Annotated in this window: 13 protein-coding genes and 1 pseudogene; 5 read left to right on the forward strand and 9 right to left on the reverse strand. The window is 35.2% G+C overall.

Translation table 11 applies throughout. From position 1 onward, the window contains the following. Both AC3WSK_RS19240 and AC3WSK_RS19245 read left to right on the forward strand, forming a co-directional pair. Positions 1 to 1,299, forward strand: a complete 1,299-nt coding sequence (locus AC3WSK_RS19240) for an SUMF1/EgtB/PvdO family nonheme iron enzyme (RefSeq protein ID WP_492414636.1) — start codon at positions 1 to 3, stop codon at positions 1,297 to 1,299. A 24-nt stretch (positions 1,300 to 1,323) separates the two neighbouring features. Further along, the gene (locus AC3WSK_RS19245) at positions 1,324 to 2,544 is read left to right on the forward strand and encodes an MFS transporter (protein ID WP_492414637.1); all 1,221 of its coding nucleotides are present in this window, start codon (positions 1,324 to 1,326) and stop codon (positions 2,542 to 2,544) included. A 310-nt stretch (positions 2,545 to 2,854) separates the two neighbouring features. Here AC3WSK_RS19245 and AC3WSK_RS19250 read toward each other — a convergent pair. The 4 genes and pseudogenes from AC3WSK_RS19250 to AC3WSK_RS19265 form a co-directional block, all read right to left on the reverse strand. Beyond that, a pseudogene (locus AC3WSK_RS19250) lies at positions 2,855 to 3,804 on the reverse strand (M60 family metallopeptidase); the annotation flags it as partial. A gap of 524 nt (positions 3,805 to 4,328) precedes the next feature. Continuing rightward, on the reverse strand, positions 4,329 to 5,597 hold the full coding sequence (locus tag AC3WSK_RS19255; protein ID WP_492414638.1) for an MFS transporter: 1,269 nt from the start codon (positions 5,595 to 5,597) through the stop codon (positions 4,329 to 4,331). Positions 5,598 to 5,922: 325 nt separating this feature from the next. Next, the gene (locus AC3WSK_RS19260) at positions 5,923 to 7,110 is read right to left on the reverse strand and encodes an MFS transporter (RefSeq protein WP_492414639.1); all 1,188 of its coding nucleotides are present in this window, start codon (positions 7,108 to 7,110) and stop codon (positions 5,923 to 5,925) included. 678 nt (positions 7,111 to 7,788) lie between these two features. After that, entirely contained in the window at positions 7,789 to 8,736 is a 948-nt protein-coding gene (locus tag AC3WSK_RS19265) for a bile acid:sodium symporter family protein (protein WP_492414640.1), read from the reverse strand. Positions 8,737 to 8,883: 147 nt separating this feature from the next. On the opposite strand from AC3WSK_RS19265, the gene AC3WSK_RS19270 reads away from it, so the two are divergent. Continuing rightward, positions 8,884 to 9,909 (forward strand): S-layer homology domain-containing protein, encoded by a 1,026-nt coding sequence (locus tag AC3WSK_RS19270; RefSeq protein ID WP_492414641.1) that lies wholly within the window; start codon positions 8,884 to 8,886, stop codon positions 9,907 to 9,909. 200 nt (positions 9,910 to 10,109) lie between these two features. Here the strand turns inward: AC3WSK_RS19270 and AC3WSK_RS19275 are convergent, their stop codons facing one another. After that, on the reverse strand, positions 10,110 to 11,000 hold the full coding sequence (locus AC3WSK_RS19275; protein WP_492414642.1) for a LysR family transcriptional regulator: 891 nt from the start codon (positions 10,998 to 11,000) through the stop codon (positions 10,110 to 10,112). A 113-nt stretch (positions 11,001 to 11,113) separates the two neighbouring features. Between AC3WSK_RS19275 and AC3WSK_RS19280 the strand changes: the two genes are divergently transcribed. After that, positions 11,114 to 11,671 (forward strand): flavodoxin family protein, encoded by a 558-nt coding sequence (locus AC3WSK_RS19280; RefSeq protein WP_492414643.1) that lies wholly within the window; start codon positions 11,114 to 11,116, stop codon positions 11,669 to 11,671. Positions 11,672 to 11,922: 251 nt separating this feature from the next. Here the strand turns inward: AC3WSK_RS19280 and AC3WSK_RS19285 are convergent, their stop codons facing one another. After that, entirely contained in the window at positions 11,923 to 12,345 is a 423-nt protein-coding gene (locus AC3WSK_RS19285) for a pyridoxamine 5'-phosphate oxidase family protein (RefSeq protein WP_079561247.1), read from the reverse strand. A 160-nt stretch (positions 12,346 to 12,505) separates the two neighbouring features. Between AC3WSK_RS19285 and AC3WSK_RS19290 the strand changes: the two genes are divergently transcribed. Further along, positions 12,506 to 13,132 carry a YczE/YyaS/YitT family protein gene (locus AC3WSK_RS19290; RefSeq protein ID WP_079561367.1) on the forward strand — a complete coding sequence of 209 codons (627 nt, stop codon included), beginning with the start codon at positions 12,506 to 12,508 and terminating at the stop codon, positions 13,130 to 13,132. Between the two features lie 154 nt (positions 13,133 to 13,286). Here AC3WSK_RS19290 and AC3WSK_RS19295 read toward each other — a convergent pair whose 3' ends face one another. From AC3WSK_RS19295 to AC3WSK_RS19305, 3 genes are all read right to left on the reverse strand, one after another. Then, the gene (locus tag AC3WSK_RS19295; RefSeq protein ID WP_492414644.1) at positions 13,287 to 13,922 is read right to left on the reverse strand and encodes a 50S ribosomal protein L25/general stress protein Ctc; all 636 of its coding nucleotides are present in this window, start codon (positions 13,920 to 13,922) and stop codon (positions 13,287 to 13,289) included. A gap of 239 nt (positions 13,923 to 14,161) precedes the next feature. Beyond that, a complete protein-coding gene (locus AC3WSK_RS19300) occupies positions 14,162 to 15,454 on the reverse strand; it encodes an opine metallophore biosynthesis dehydrogenase (RefSeq protein WP_492414645.1) in 1,293 nt (430 codons plus the stop codon). Between the two features lie 24 nt (positions 15,455 to 15,478). Beyond that, complete coding sequence (locus AC3WSK_RS19305; protein WP_240518257.1) at positions 15,479 to 16,270, reverse strand: nicotianamine synthase family protein; 792 nt, start codon at positions 16,268 to 16,270, stop codon at positions 15,479 to 15,481. Positions 16,271 to 16,458 lie beyond the last annotated feature (188 nt).

Below are 16,458 nucleotides of genomic sequence, written 5' to 3' on the forward strand. Positions count from 1 at the left end.
ATGGAAATTGCACTAAAAAAAGAAAGTTTAGTACAACAAATTTGTCTACTATGTACTAATACAAACATTGATATAGAGGGAATTAATAAATTCAATAGACTTTTTGAAAAGCTAATATCATTGTTAACAGAAGATGATCTTGATGACGTACTTTCAGCAGTTATTGATAATAAAAATCCACAATTAAAATTATGTATTTTGAATTATTTTCCTGAACTCTCTAAAGATATACCGTGGCTTCCTCAATTTTTATTACTACTAATTCGCGACCCGGACGAATTAGTGTCAATTAATTCTATAAATCTTCTTCGTCAGCTGGATATTCAAGGGTTTGAAGAAGAAGCTTTAATTGAAGTTGAAAAAATTATTGGTGGACGTAAAAAAGTAATAAATAATTTAATCTTTAATAATAAAAGAGAACTGGTAGCACTTGAACTATATGAGAAACTTAGAAAATTTAAGACTCCTGTAGTTTTAAATTTAGAGGAAAGAAAAGAAATTGATTTATCTAATATGATTTTAATACCTGAAGGACAATTTTCTAAAGGAGTGGATAAAATTATTGAACAACCAATAATTAATACGTTAGAAATTGCATATCCTTCACAGAAAGTCTATGTAAAAGAGTATTATATTGACGAATATCCTGTAACAAATAAAGAGTATGATGAATTCTGTAGAAAAATAGAAGAAAATGGACATATATGGTGCCATTCAGATGAAGATTGCAACAAATCACATAGACGCTCAACATTTAATAACCCAAAAGCTAAACCTGATCACCCCGTCACAGGAATAGATTGGTATGATGCCTATGCTTTTGCTGCATGGAAAGGAAAGAAGTTACCTACTGCCAATCAATGGGAAAAAGCGGCAAGAGGGAACAATGGTTATTGCTATGAGAATTCTCATGAATTAATTAATGATTTTAATCTTGCTTTTGAAATGAAAAATCCCTCACATATAACATGGAAAAAAACAGTTTTACAACAGATAGATCTATTAAGAACTATTTCTATTTTAGACGAAAAAAATAACAAATCTCCATACAATATATCATCAATGATTGGGAATACATGGGAATGGACAAGAACTAGATATCTTGATCAAAAAGAGCAAACTCCTTCCTTTAGAGGGATGGATCGTTCTCTAATTTGGGATGATTGGTCAGGTTGGACAATTGTAAAAGGTGGATCTTTTACAAGTATAGGTGAATTACTACATCCTGCTTATTACGAGAAAAGACTTCTAATTGAAAGAAATAATGATGTCGGTTTTAGATGTGTTTATGAAAATTAATAAGAAATTAAGAAGGAGCAGAAGGTGAGTAAATATTTTTATTATCTTTGGAGTAGCATTTCTTTCGGGAAATTAGCCCTGTCATTATATACAATGACGATTACTTTGACTATCTTTTCCATTACACATTCAGCGACTTTTGCTTCCTTAGTTATGCTAATTCATGTAATAGGAAAGTTAGTTAGTTCTTTTGTATTCCCTTTGACAACTGAAAAAGCTTCTATAAAAAAGATTCTGAGTAGTTCAATACTAGCGCAACTAGTTGTAATCCTGCTTATTTTAGCAATATCAAATGATAATACTCTCTTACATCCTGTTTTAAAGCTATGCTTAATTTATATTTTAATTGGTTTTGCCGGATTTACGGATGGCTTTGTTTCTCCATCTCGAATGTCCCTAATCCCTGAAATGGTTGAAAAATCTAAGTTAGGAAAAGCAAATAGTTTAATTAGTACAACAGATCAAACATTTTCTTTACTTGGATGGTCATTAGGAACAATAGCAATTAATTTACATGGAAGTAATAAGGTGTTAATAACGAGCATTATATTTTTAATAATCTCTTTCTTAACTTCATTACCTATAAAAAACAAAGAAAGGAAAGAATCGGCGAAAAGACCAAAATGGGATATTATCAAAGCTGGTTGGTTTATTCTCTTTAGTAAGAGCAATCAGATAAGAACCATTACAATCATGGATATTTTAGAAGGAATTGCTTCAGGCATATGGATAGGTGGTATAACACTTGTTTTTGTAAAAGAAGTATTAAAAAAAGAAGAACAATGGTGGGGACTTATCAACACGAGCTATTTTGCAGGAAGTATCATTGGAGGAATTCTCATAACTTTATTTTCTATCAAGCTTCAAAAACATTTAATAAAAGGCATTGTAACAGGCTCATTTTTTGTTAGTATACTAGTACTTCTTTATGCTATTAATACTACGGCTTGGGTGGCACTTCTTTTAGTTATATTGATGGGTCCATTCTATCAATTAAGAGATATTACTCAACAAACCTATTTACAGAAATGTATAAAAGGTGAGCTTTTAGCACAATTATATGCAGCTAAAGACAATATGTATTATTTAGTATTTGCTCTTTCAGTGTTTTTATCGGGTCTTATTTCTGATTACCTAGGTGTAGTTTATGTATATTATTTCGCATTTCTACTCTATTTTTTATCCTCTATTTTTGCTTTGATTACGTTTCAAAAAGAAAAAAGATCTTATAAAACTATCATATAGCGTAGAAATAGATGCCAGTAGTTTTGATAGATGTCTGTTTGGTTTATATTAAGTGTAAAATTAAAACAGCGGATTAGCATTCTAATTAGTTCACCTGCTTTAATCTGTAAGCCAGTAATCAAACAACGCATATAAATAATCCGCACCTCCAGGTACTATGGACTGCTCATAATCAAGCAGTCAGTGGAAATAATATATGCATTAAGCGGCTTGAGCCTTGAATTTCAAAAGACTCAGGCCGTTTAATCGTTCCTGGTAGCGATCGTGAATGTTCCTACGTTAACTCTAGTAATCTTTTCAGACCATTCCCTCCTACTTTTTCTAAAGGTGGTTGGCGATCAGGATATACTTGTTGAAATGCGGCTAAAGAATACAGATTAACAGTGTCTTCGACCACTGCCCCCCACGTCCATGGATGTTGCTGTCTTGCATGTCCTGCTTCATGCATCTCTCCCCATCCAAACTCATTGATATCTAAAGTACTTCTAATTGAACCTTTATTAAATACAGCACCCTCCCATGTGTTAGTAAAACCCCAACTATCTGTATTAGGATTTTCTGTGAAAGCCCAAATACGACGAGTTGTACGATGTAAAAGGTTAGGATTTTTTTCAGACAACCCTAATATCTCATCTTGTGCTTGAATCATTTTGTCATAGTTTTCTAATAAAGGGATAGGGTTTTGATCCACGATGTATTTCTTAGCGTCATCTTGCGTAACCGTAGTATTGCTTTCTTTGATTTTAGTTGTACGGCATGAGCATTTGGATATATAGTCAGCATCGCATTCCAGTCTTCTTTCGTATGCTTTCCTAGTTCGAAGAGTGGAATAGGACTTCCACCTTGTTGCACTTCCACCTTAACTGTCCCTGTGTCGTTAAAATTATCTAGCCCTAATAAACTACCTACCGAAGAGGATATGACATTAGACCCAGGAGAAAGTTCCACGGCTGCATTCCAAATATTATCGAAATGATAGGCACCAATAATAGCTCTAATTTTTTGTGAACCTGATACATTTATTGTAACTTGTTCACCTGGTTTCACATAAAGACCTGTGGGCATAAAGTTGTTTTGGTGTTGCCTACTTCTGTTCCTATTCGCTTCATCTTGGTAGCTCCCTGTACCTGGAAGGTCAAATACTCTCTGTTCATATTGATTTACTGTTTGTGTGGAAACTGTTTCAGCCTGCACACTTAAATTGTTTGTCATAATAGTTGTAAATAATGTAGTTGCCAAAATAGCGGATGTCGCAAACACTTTTATTGGTTTTTGTAATCTACAATTTTCTTTTCTGTTTCATAAAATCATCCTTTCTTTCTGAATTTATTACAATCATACGAAAAAAACAATAATATGGAATTATTTTACATATTATAAAATAATTATAACTCAATAATTCTGATAAAAGTAAGAAAAATCCAAAATTTATATTTGAAATAAATTCAGAAAAAGTTTTATAGAGTAATTAAATTGAAAAAGCCCTCCTCTTTAATCTCCTCAATTAATTACATCTGTTGAGTTATCTTCCATTGGAGTTATAATAATTGCAGTTGTCTCTACATTTGTTTTAATAGCCCAAACAAGAATGTTAAAGAAGCTATAATAAACGCAAAAAAAGCCTAGGCTCAAAATTAATTGAGTACCTGGGCTTTAAAATTTTTCCGCTACTATACTTGTTACCTGGATACTTTGGCTGGATTCACGAAGTAAACATTTAAAGCCATTGGTTACTTTGAAACCATTTTAGTAACCTTTAAAAATTTTAGTATCAATAATTTATCCTAAGCTTTTCTTGACCAAATGACAACTGGAATAAGGATTAAAGACAATAGACCTCCAGTTAAAGATAATGTTGCATAACTCGCATTAGCCACTACCATACCTGAGAGAGCACCACCAGAAGCTCCTGCTAGTGCAACTAAAACATCGATTTTCCCTTGCGTTTTTGCACGTGTCGAAGGCTCTGTCGAATCTACTATTTGTGCAGTACCACTTATTAAGCCAAAGTTCCACCCTAACCCAAGTAAAGATAGAGCAATGATTAATAGAAGCATAGAATCGCTTGGTGCGAACGCCGCCAATAAGCCAGCAAATAACAGAGTCACTCCGGAAGCAATACTCATGGCAGTCCGCCCGATTTTATCAACAAGAATACCTGTTACGAGCGATGGAAGATACATAGAACCTACATGAAACCCTATAACAAGTCCAACCTCCGATAAACCATGGCCATGATGTTTCATATGTACGGGTGTCATTGTCATAATAGCAACCATTACAATTTGCGTAAGTACCATCACCGTTGCACCGACTGTAAGACCTCTTTTATTGTGAGCTTTTTTATTTAAGGATTCTGACTTATTTCCATGCTCATTTTCTTGTTTGTGCGCTTCAAGCAGTTTCGCTATTTCTAATGGATCCGGACGCAACATAATAAAAAGGACCAGACCTGCTAGGATATATGCTGTTGCTGATAAGATAAATGGACCCGCAAGAGCCGGCACACCAATAGAAACTGCAAATTCACCCATAATATTTACTAAATTTGGCCCTGCCACAGCTCCGAATGTTGTCATCACCATTGTTGTGCTAATAGCAGTTGCTCGTTGTTTATTATTGGCTAAATCTGTCCCTGCATAGCGGGCTTGTAAATTTGTTGCAGTTCCTGCGCCATAGATTAATAGAGAAGCGAATAATAAAATGACACTATTTATCATGGCAGCAATCACTACACCAATTGCACCGAGTCCTCCGACAATAAAACCTGTCGATAACCCTGTACGACGCCCATAACGTTGAGATAGTTTCCCTACAATTAAAGCTGTCCCCGCCGAACCTAAAGTTAATAAAGCGGAAGGTACCCCTGCATAAGCATCCGTTCCTAACATTTGTTGAGCTAAAAGAGCCCCTACTGTAATACCTGCTGCAAGCCCTGCCCCACCAAAAACTTGTGAGAGACTAACAACGAATAACACTCGCCTATATAAGCTCTTTAGCTTATCGGGTGATTCTATATAAGTCTCTATCGGGTCTTGTGTTTTTCCAAACATCTTTCAATACCTTCTTTCTACTTATCTTAATGATTAAAACATAACCATTTTGTCAGCCCATTCGACAACTTCAACAAAATCATTCATTGCAGAGATTGGACAAGTAGATGTTTTATCAAGAGATCGCAATACTATTTAGAATTCCAATAAAAATACCATCTATTATTTTCCATTTAATAAACCTGTCCTCGTTAGTCATAAAAGTAAGAAAGCAGAAGTACCGTCCATAGACCGCATCCTAAATATTACTATGTAAAATGTATATAAAACTTAATAAGAAGATAGAACTGTCAAAGTAGAAGCAGATTTGACAGTTCCTTTTTAATTAATGCGCCTGCATCACAACATTCTTTTTCTTTGAATATAGTAAAAAAGTGATCGTTAAACTTAAGCTGATTATACCAAAAACTAGTCCCAATCCACTTAAACCAACTAAATCTAGCATCATACCTGTTGACAATAAGACGACCTGAAAGATGACAGAATCAATCATATTACGGAATGAGAAAAATCGGCCATGAAAATCTTTTGGCACTTGCTTTTGAAAAATCACCATGGTTGTTGGGAAAAAACAGCCTACTGAAAAACCAAAAACGCCAAAAGCTACTAATGCAAAAAACTTGATATCCGATAATAGTAGCATGAGTTCCATCGAACCGATGATAAATGCTAAAGTAAAGAGGAGTGTCCCAATTTTCACCCGTTCCGTAATCAATTTTAAACCAGCTGCACCAAGCATGAAACCAATGCCCTCAACTGTATACAATAATCCAGATATTGTCGTTGAATGATGAATCTCAGAAATTTTCATAATAACTAAATTAAAGGAACCTAAAAATAATGTTGGAATTAACATTAAAACAAGTGTCATTAAAACAATTGGGTGCTCCTTCACCATCGGTAACACTTCTTTAAAACCTCCCTTTTCCTTAGTTGATAATGAGTGATCAGCCATCTCGTCTAATTGTAGGAAGCTCGTAATAACAAACATCAGAATATAGACAATAAATGAAATGATGTACAACCATTTCAAGTCAAAGAAACTTAACATGAATCCTGCTGCAGCCGTACCAATAATCCTTGAAATCGTTCGGGCATTCATTTGCCAAGCATTAAGTGTGATTAAGTCCTTATCCTTAACAATCATTGGAATAATAGATTGTAGAGCAGGCATATAAAAGGCTGCCGCTATTTGCAGCGTAATTAAAAAAAGAATCATCCATACAACCGAATTTGTAAAAAGTGCCATAAACATAAATAAAACACTTATAATTCGTCCTACACTTGCCCACTGTATAACTGTTTTTTTCTGCGAATTGTCAATAATACGTCCTGCCAACGGACCTACTAATAAGCCCGCCAATATACCGCAAGAAATAATTAATGATTTGTGAAAGTCAGAGGGAACGACCTCTTGCATAAAAGCTAGATTGCCTATAATCCCAGCCCATAAGCCAAGACCAACGACAAATTCGCCCAATAAAATAATCCATACATTCCGATAATGCCACATGCCGTATCTCCTTGTTGTTTCATTTATTAATTACTACATAGTAACAAAATTACAAATAATCGTACATAGTCGTTTTTCAAAAGTAAGAACTATGCAGAAGATTAGAGGCAAATGCAAAAAAACATCGTTTGATTCCAGTATCAAACGATGTTTAACTTTTTTGAATAAAGCTGGCGGTAACTCATATTCAATTTATAGTGATTTTCTAATAAGGCGCCGCCAGCCTATCCAGAAAATAATAATCAACATACCCGCTCCGACAGACTCGGTCAGTTTCCAAAAAAGTATAAGAATCAGCAAAATAATTAACGGAAGAATCGTTAGTTTCAAATCATCCAATTCTTTCATTAGCGCACTCTTCTTTCTTATGAGACATAATTAGCATTCATAATACTTTCGCATGCACAACTGATATTTACTTTCAATTTATTATTATTGTAAAATTTTAAAATAGAATATCTCCCCCATCCTACATAACGATGGATACTGCTTATCTTCATCATATTCTGAAGGTGGCATATTGGAAACCTCATATTTCGCTATTTTCATTTGATGATCTTACATCACATTTTTGTGCCTCTCCTTCTTTTGGAACAATTAATGTGGCGACTTAATAACAATCGATAGCGTAAGTCTTAAAAAATTTATTTACCTTCCACAAAAGAATTGCTAAGATATTTAGCCTTTCGCAACTTTCAACTGATACTGCTCAACTATTCGGCTAAAGAACGAGGCTAGAACTTGCTGAAATAGCATGCCAAACACTACTGGCATAACCGTTTTTGTAGGAAAGTATGTCGTCGCTATCACTACTCCTACAGCAATATTGCGCATCCCTCCAGTAAAAACGAACATTGTAATAATACTTATATCCTTCCAAAGAATATGACCGAGTACTAAACAGAGCGCATACCCTGATATAGCTAGAACAAATACGACTAAAATAACACCGACAAGCCCCCAACTAAAGTGTGTAATATACGGAGCGATTGCGCTACTATTAATCATCACAATGGTAAATAAGCTTAGTTTTGAAAAAGGGGATAATTTCTTTCCTAGTGTCACCGCAATATTGCCTTTAGTCAACTCGTTCAACGCTACACCTATAAGTGAAGGTACAACAATCATCCAAAGTAAATCTAACATTAGACCTGCAGTATCAATTTCGATTGTTTGCCCCACAACAATATGTAGTAAAGCAGGAATAACTACGGGGGATATAAGTGTGTCGATTAAAATAATTGCAAGACACAATGGAAGATGTCCTCCACAAATACTTACCCAAATAAAACTCGTTACTCCAGTTGGCACAGCGACTGCTAAGACAAAGCCAATCGTTAGTAAATGATCATGAAAGATAACGGTTGATACAAAATAGGCCCACATCGGCATCATCAGATGTAAAAATACAAGGGCTATTACTATAACCTTTGAATATTTCCGAAGATTTTTTATCCCTTCAAAACTCATATTTAAACTACCTGCAAACGTCATAAATGCAAAAAGCCACGGCACTAAAAATAAAAGCTGATGCCCTACATTCCCCAACAATACACCCATCACTAAACTTAGTGGCGTTAAAATAGGCATCCATTTTTGGAGATATTTATCGAAACTATTCAACATCGCTGTTTATTCCTTCTTTCCTAAATGAATCGCTTATAGGATTGCTCTATCTCATCCTTTCTACTTAAAATAAACTAGAAAAATTTGCAGTTTTTATCCATATCCTTCAAACTATTAATAGTACGAAAGAAAGGATGACAGAGACAAATGAAAAAAATAGTGTTCGCTTTATTGCTTCCCATACTGGTTGTGGCAAGTGGATACACTGTGCAAGCTGCTGGTTTTAAAGATGTACCAGAAGATCACTATGCGTATGAAGCCATCCTGTGGGCAGAGGAATATGATATCGTTAATGGCTATGCAGACGGTTCATTTAAGCCCAATGCAACAATCACGGAGCAACAATTTGCAAAACTACTTGCTAATTTTTACGAGCTCGAATCACCTTATGATGAGCTAAAAAAACAAACCCCTCTAGCAAACTGGTCTGATGAATTTTACAATCGACTTGCAAGCTATGGTGTTCCATTAAACGGATATTTCGATAACACTATTAGAGGAGCTAATGTGAAGCGCGGTGTTGTGGCACAGGCTATTACACATTTAGCAAATGGTAAAAGTGGATTAGATCAATCCATACAGTTTTTACTCGATTATTACATTTCCACTGGTCAAAACTTACAGTATGAAAACCGTAACTTGCAGAAGTTTTTTGGCGTGACAAACAATATGACGCGAGCTCAAGTCGTTACAATGCTCCACCGTATGGATGAAAGAAATTTTTATGAGATTTCAGAAGACGCACAAAAAATTCACGAAAATGTAAGTAATACTTCATTAAATACACGAGCGAAAAATGGCCAAAATCAGCTTGATAAAACAATGCAGCTGACAGCACCTTCTAATAGTGCTTGGAATGGTACCTATTCGTATTACTATAAATGGGGTACAGGCTCCACTGATTTTAATCGCCGTGATGCCTACATTTCAAACGCAACAAGCAAAAATTTTACTATTTTCATTACTGCGAATGATGGGACAGCTGCAGGGAGTGTCGATGGTACAGCGACGATTACTTCTAACACGAAGGCCGTGATGAATAAATCTTCAAACGGCAATCGATGTGTATTAGAATTTGAACGTCTTAATAATGCGCTTAAAATTACCGAGGTAGATTGTCGCAAAGAGCATGATGAAGGAACGAACTTTTCTGGGACTTTGAAGAAACAATAAATTTATCATAGGTCGAACTGTAAGGACCTTTATAAATCACAATAATACTCTTCAATTGTGAAAAGAACTAAAAAGTGCGAAATGAATTAAAAAATTCATTCGCACTTTTTTTGATACAGCTGTGTACTTTAAAAGATTGCTTAGTCAGTAAACAAAAAGAATCCATTTTGAAAAAAGGTCCGGATAAAAAATATATGCCCTTAAAACTTCTTATACATTTTCATAGCAATCTCTATAAAATCAGCGAGATACGGAGATATATGCTTATCCTTATGCCAAGCGATATCTGTAAAAATGTCTGCTAATTTCGTTGATGTAATCAGTTCTTGTAAACGTTGGTTTTTTAGCTCCTTCTCGACCACCATTTTAGGTAAGAATGTAATACCTAAGCCTGCCATCACACATTGCTTAATGGCTTCAATACTTGCAAATTCAATCATTTGTATTGGTAGCGAACCTTCCTGCTGCAGCTGTAATTCCAATTGATTACGGTAGGAGCAACCGCTCTCTGTCAGAAGCATCGTTTCATTTGAAAGTTGCTGTAAAGAAAATACTGCTCTCTCCTCGTTGCTATCAGTAGGTGCACTTACAAAAACTAATTGCTCTTGAATAAGTCGCTCACGATGTAACATAGGTGTTTCCTTATATGCATCCGTAATAAATGCTATATCTAGATTGCCTGACTGTAATAAATCTTTGGCTATTTCGGTTGTATGCACAGGTTTAAAAATGATTTTGACTTGTGGATGGGATTTCTGAAATTGTTGTAAAACACTTGGCAGACGGTATACACATTGGCTTTCCTGTGCACCAATTTTTAATACCGCTTGTGTTTGTTCATTTAATACAGCTTTTTTCATCTCCATATTTAAATCTAGCATTTTTTGGGCATACTGTTGTAATCGCTCACCCTCCTCTGTAAGGCTAATGCGTTTTCCAAGCCGCTCAAAAAGGACTACACCAAGCTCTTCTTCAAGCGATTTAATTTGTGCTGTAATACTCGATTGAGCATAGTCTAGTAACTGTGCTGTTTGCGTAAAACTTAACGTTTCTGAAGCTGTTAAAAACGTTTGCAGCTGTTTAATATCCATCTTCCCCACCCCTAAATCGTTTTTTTCGATACATTTCATCGAAACATTCAGCTTTATCGATAATAAAGTTAAGTTTACACTAGTTATAACCTGAAGGACAGAGGAGGATTTTCATGAACATTACCGCATTTATTGGTAGCTCTAGAGCCGATAGTAATAGTGAACAACTAGCTAATTATGTATTAGAGGGCTTACATCATAAAAAAATAGATCTAAAAAATTTAACGGTCGAGCCTATTCACGATTTGCGCCACGATGACAACGGCTTTCAGTTTGTAGATGATGATTATGATCAAATTATACAAGCGTTTTTAACAAGTGATGTTGTTATTTTTGCCACACCGATCTATTGGTACAGCATGTCAGGAATAATGAAGAACATGGTGGATCGACTGAGTCATGCTATTCGAGATGAGCGTTTTCCACAGCTAAAAGACAAACTACAAACTACCGAGGCCATTGTTCTTGCTGTCGGTGGTGATGCCCCATATATAAAGGGTCTACCAATGATCCAGCAATTCCAGTATATTTTTGACTTCTTAAAGATGCCGTTCTCCTCGTACATTATTGGAGAGGCAAACAAGCCTGGTGAGATACGTCACGATGAACAAGCACTGACGCAGGCTTCTATTTTAAATAAGCAGTTAAAAGCACGTATATATCCCATTTAAAAAACCGCCTGAAAGCAGCTATGCTTTTAGGTCGGTTCATTATGTTGAAACAAAATGATCGAGGAAATTTTTTGAGAATTATTGCATCCTTTTAAATGTCCCCTTCGGCAAAACGAGTGGTTGATTTCACTTACGACTAAGTGCTTTCCTGGGGGGCAGCCACCCATCCCACCTTTTTTTAACTAATAATAACAAAAAAAGTAATGTGTACAGAATCAATGATCATGCGGCAATCAAAAAACGACCACTGCTTAATGGTCGTTTGTAAATTCAAGCTCTTTAGGTGGATCGCCTTTTTTATTCATCAAGCGCATACGAATCGGCTCGATTTTTAGTGTAATCATTTCATCTTGATTACCAACGAAAATGCTTGTAAAAAGTTCGGCTAACTTATTTTTTATTCCTTCCTCTAGAATCTCTGTTAGCTTCCCTTCAATTTCAACGTACGTGTCACCAAAGCCTCCATTTTCGTATCCATATAATATATGTGTATATGGGTTTTTGCGAAGCTCCTCCATTTTTTCAGAATGTTTATTCGTAACTGTGTATAATACAAAATCTTCATGTTGGAATGTCATATAGCGTGAGTACGGTTTGCCGTTCTCGACGGTCGCCATCGTTCCTATTTTTTCACGGTTTAAAACTTCTAGTATTTCTTCTCGCACAGAGGTCATATCATCTCATCCTTTCTTATCCCTACTATTTTGTCCTGATTTATCTTACCTAATCATATTTTTTTGAAAAATACGAATTGACAATATTCGATTCATTTTAAAATCTATTGTTATAATAATTTGTTGTACAACATGAATTTTTAGAATGAGGGTTATAATGATGAAGCAAGCATTTTTCACACGGTGTCTGTTCTTCTTAACGGGTATTTTGCTTTTATCCTTAGGTATAACATTGACAATTAAAGGTCAGATTTTCGGTGTTGGTTCATGGGATGTATTACATATTGGACTTGCTAAAACAATGGGATTAACTATTGGTACTTGGTCCATTCTCATCGGACTAGCCATAATAGCGTTTGATATAGTAATTACAAAGAAATTTCCACTGCCGGGTACGTTTATAGATATGTTTTTAGCAGGAATTTTTATTGATATTTTTAACTATTTGATTCCTGATATAGATGGTTTTTGGATGCAACTTCTTTCATATGTATGTGGCTTACTATTACTTGGCTGGGGTTGCGGTATGTATATGGTGGCAAATTTAGGGATTGGTCCTCGTGATTCATTAATGCTTCTTATGGTTCATAAGCTTGGTTGGAGTGTCACACGCTCTCGAACAACTATGGAAGTAAGTGTCGCTTTAATCGGCTTTTTACTAGGTGGTCCTATCGGCGTTGGTACTGTGCTAATGGCTTTCGGACTCGGACCGATTGTACAGTTTGCTTTAACGTATAATGAAAAATTATTTATGAGATGGACTGGCGTGAAAAGCGCTGTAGTATAGGCTTACAAGACAATGCAATTTTGCATTGTCTTTTTTTATTCGGTTGCAATATACAGTTCAACTATATATAATCGAACAAATCTTTACAGCAGTTTATGCAATAAACAGCAAGGAACCACTTACCGTACGTGTAAGATGGCTCCTTTTTTTGTTGCTATTCTTCTGATGCAGATGGATTTTTCCCAGTAGCCTCGATTACTTCAGGGGTCCCATCCACTATGTCGTCATCCTGTACATTTTCAGCGGCAGGAGGTGTAATCGTCACTAATGTATAGTCATCTTCCTGTAAAATTTCAAAAGAGAACTTTTCGCGAATACCTCCTACATAAAGTGATGTCCCGATTGCTACATCAGTCACATCCACCTCTATTGTTTCAGGAATTTCTGACGGATTTACTTTTATACGAACTTCACGATTAGGCTGTAATAGGAATCCACCATCTGCAACTCCAATAGCATGACCCGAAACCGTTACTGGAATATCAACCTCTAGTTCTTCGGACATATTGATGGACTTAAAATCTACATGCTTTACATTGCCCCTTAACGCACAGCGTTGTACTTCTGTTAATACTGCGTTAACCCGTTTACCGTCTACATCTAATTGGAAGACATTTTTATTGCCAAATTGAGCTAACATTTTTGCAAATTGTCTGGCATCCAGTGATACCGCTGTGGATTCCATTTGGTAGCCATAAACAACGCCCGGAATAGCACCGTTCTGTCTAAGTTGAGTTAATGATGAATGACGCCCTTTATCGCGTTTATTTACAGTTAAAACAGTATTCATCGTCTTTTCCCCTTTCATGGAAACTAGTCTCATAAAAGGTTTTGCCCGTTCTAATGATTTTTATACCTTTAGAATCTACTGTTCAATAAATATCTGTGGGTTGGTAAACACCTACTCCATTCAAAAACAAAACATTACCCTGTAAAATGACACTAAAATGAAACGTAACATATGTCCTTCATTCGTATACCATCCCCTAAACATTAAGTTGCCACCGAAATGTCCACCATCACCGGTTTTTATATTAATTCTTTACAAATCATATTAATATCTTTTGAAAAAGTTTTTATTTGAAACGCTTCAGAAAAGGACATTTTCTCAGATGATGATGCTACTACTTGCCGGAGCTTTTGTTCATACGTAAATATAAATTGATCAATCGTTGGAGATTTAATTTTTAAAGCTCTAGCTACCCCTTGAATAATTTTAAGGCGATAGTAATCCTCTTTTGGCATTCTTGGGATATCCCATATACCTTCATGATTCAAAAATATCCTTTTTATAGGCACAGCTGAAAAATCAAAGTATCTTCCCTCTTGGTCTGGTTTAGAAAATGGATCAATCAATAACGATGCATAACGTATATACAACAGATACTCCTGATGTATAGACTCCAGTTTTTCAAAATCTTCGATATCTTGTCGTGCTATACTTAACGGTTGTAATGAATAATTATCATCTACCATAAATTTCAAAAGGTTTAGAGGTTGAATATTCACATGCGTTACTATTTTCATCATTTCTTTCCAATGATTCAGCAGATGGCGAATCATTGTGTACGTAATAGGTCCCTCAGGGTAAAGCTTATAAACATACTTTATAGTCCCTTGCTCTTCAAATATTGCCTTTAATGAATAATCATTCATAAACAGTGCTGGATGTACGTATAAAGAAATATTTCTTGTTTCTGCTTCTAATGGTGATGCTAAAACTTTCACATGAATTCCTAGCTGACAAAATAACTCGCTTAGTTTATCCATATGTTCCGATTTTGATTGATTCGATCCAATATAAACCGTTTTCTTTATCCCCGTTGTTAACACTTCATTCGATGGCACACCGTTTAACCATCTAGTATCACCATAATATGTAGAAAAACTAATCACCTCAACACAGGAGGATATCTGTTTTAAATAGTTAGAAATTAATTGATTCGAGCAAAATGTAGGAGAAATCAATATAATACACTTGGCTTGCTTCAAAACTTGGATATCAATTTGTGATAATACAGCTATATAGGCATCTGTAGTCACGCTGAGAACAATGGTATCCCAATCTCCTGATATTGTATTATACCCTTTAAAAAGACAATCAATCACACATTCTCCAGCTGCAGACTGATGCTGTTTATTTTGTATATGTGCTTTAAGTGTAAGTTGTTGTTTGATTGTTTTTTCAAAGAACATATTTGAACGTGAAGATTTTCGACCAGCAATCCCCACCTTGCTATTGAAATGATTTCTAAAATTCACAGCTAGTTGAACAGATGTTGGCCCTGTCCCTAATAATAAAACCTTTTTGAAAAATGTCATATGATTCTCCTTATAATTTAGTATTTATACTTTTTGATATAAAGCGATATCAAATACACCTTGAGAGACTGCAATTTTCTCGACTATACGCCATTTTGTTGCATCCACTGTTTCCATTGGGTAATTAAAAAGAGACTTTAATCCATTCCCATAACGCATCGCAATCATCACGTCCTTATTTGTTAAATCATGTAATTGTTCTAATATGTCATATTTACAGTTGACTGTTGAGCTAAAAATAATATGACTAATCTGTTGAATGGATTGGAGTTCATCCACTGATTTATTTTCAATCTGAATTGTATGATTTCCAAGTTTAGTAGCCACTTGTCTCCCCAACAGAATAGCTTCATCGTCAATATCAATACCCAAAACATCTGCTCCTGTACGTGTAGCAATCGATAATAATGTTATTGGAAACGGACCTGACCCAACTACTAACACCTTCGATTTATTGGTAATAGGAAAGCCACTATGTTCTTTTTCAATGCAGCCTTCTATATTGCGAAAATAATCCGTCATCTCTTCGGTTTCATGTAAGTATTTCAAAGCCCAATGTTTTTCCATTATTTTCACACAATCAGCGGACATTTTTCTTAACTTCTCGATTAATAGTGAGATTTCATAAGTTTGTTTTAAATTATGCCATTGATTTTCATTCTCACTGTTAGTTATAAAGGAAGAATAATCATCAATCACTTCCTCTAGCTCTGAATAATAACCTACCATTTGATCTTGATTATGCTTGTCAATTAAAAACTCAAGCATACTAGCAAAGTAATGTAATTTCATTAATAGGGTTTCTGAATCTTTCACTATTGTCACTCCCCATGCTTGTAGATTATGAACTATTCCTCTCCCGCAACTGCACTTTTTATATGAGATAAATAAACCGATAGATTTTGTTCTTATGCTTCTAACTAGCATGTTCACTGTACTATGACTTATCTAGGTAGCAATAAAAAAAATTATATGTGGTACCTCTTTTGTATAATACGTAATAC

This window comes from Lysinibacillus sp. EB271-A1-10B, from assembly GCF_058791335.1.

Coding starts and splice junctions, on each gene's coding strand:
- AC3WSK_RS19240 (WP_492414636.1), top strand. CDS start 1: ATGGAAATTGCACTAAAAAAAGAAAGTTTAGTACAACAAATTTGTCTA.
- AC3WSK_RS19255 (WP_492414638.1), bottom strand. CDS start 5,597: ATGTTTGGAAAAACACAAGACCCGATAGAGACTTATATAGAATCACCC.
- AC3WSK_RS19260 (WP_492414639.1), bottom strand. CDS start 7,110: ATGTGGCATTATCGGAATGTATGGATTATTTTATTGGGCGAATTTGTC.
- AC3WSK_RS19265 (WP_492414640.1), bottom strand. CDS start 8,736: ATGTTGAATAGTTTCGATAAATATCTCCAAAAATGGATGCCTATTTTA.
- AC3WSK_RS19270 (WP_492414641.1), top strand. CDS start 8,884: ATGAAAAAAATAGTGTTCGCTTTATTGCTTCCCATACTGGTTGTGGCA.
- AC3WSK_RS19275 (WP_492414642.1), bottom strand. CDS start 11,000: ATGGATATTAAACAGCTGCAAACGTTTTTAACAGCTTCAGAAACGTTA.
- AC3WSK_RS19280 (WP_492414643.1), top strand. CDS start 11,114: ATGAACATTACCGCATTTATTGGTAGCTCTAGAGCCGATAGTAATAGT.
- AC3WSK_RS19285 (WP_079561247.1), bottom strand. CDS start 12,345: ATGACCTCTGTGCGAGAAGAAATACTAGAAGTTTTAAACCGTGAAAAA.
- AC3WSK_RS19290 (WP_079561367.1), top strand. CDS start 12,506: ATGAAGCAAGCATTTTTCACACGGTGTCTGTTCTTCTTAACGGGTATT.
- AC3WSK_RS19295 (WP_492414644.1), bottom strand. CDS start 13,922: ATGAATACTGTTTTAACTGTAAATAAACGCGATAAAGGGCGTCATTCA.
- AC3WSK_RS19300 (WP_492414645.1), bottom strand. CDS start 15,454: ATGACATTTTTCAAAAAGGTTTTATTATTAGGGACAGGGCCAACATCT.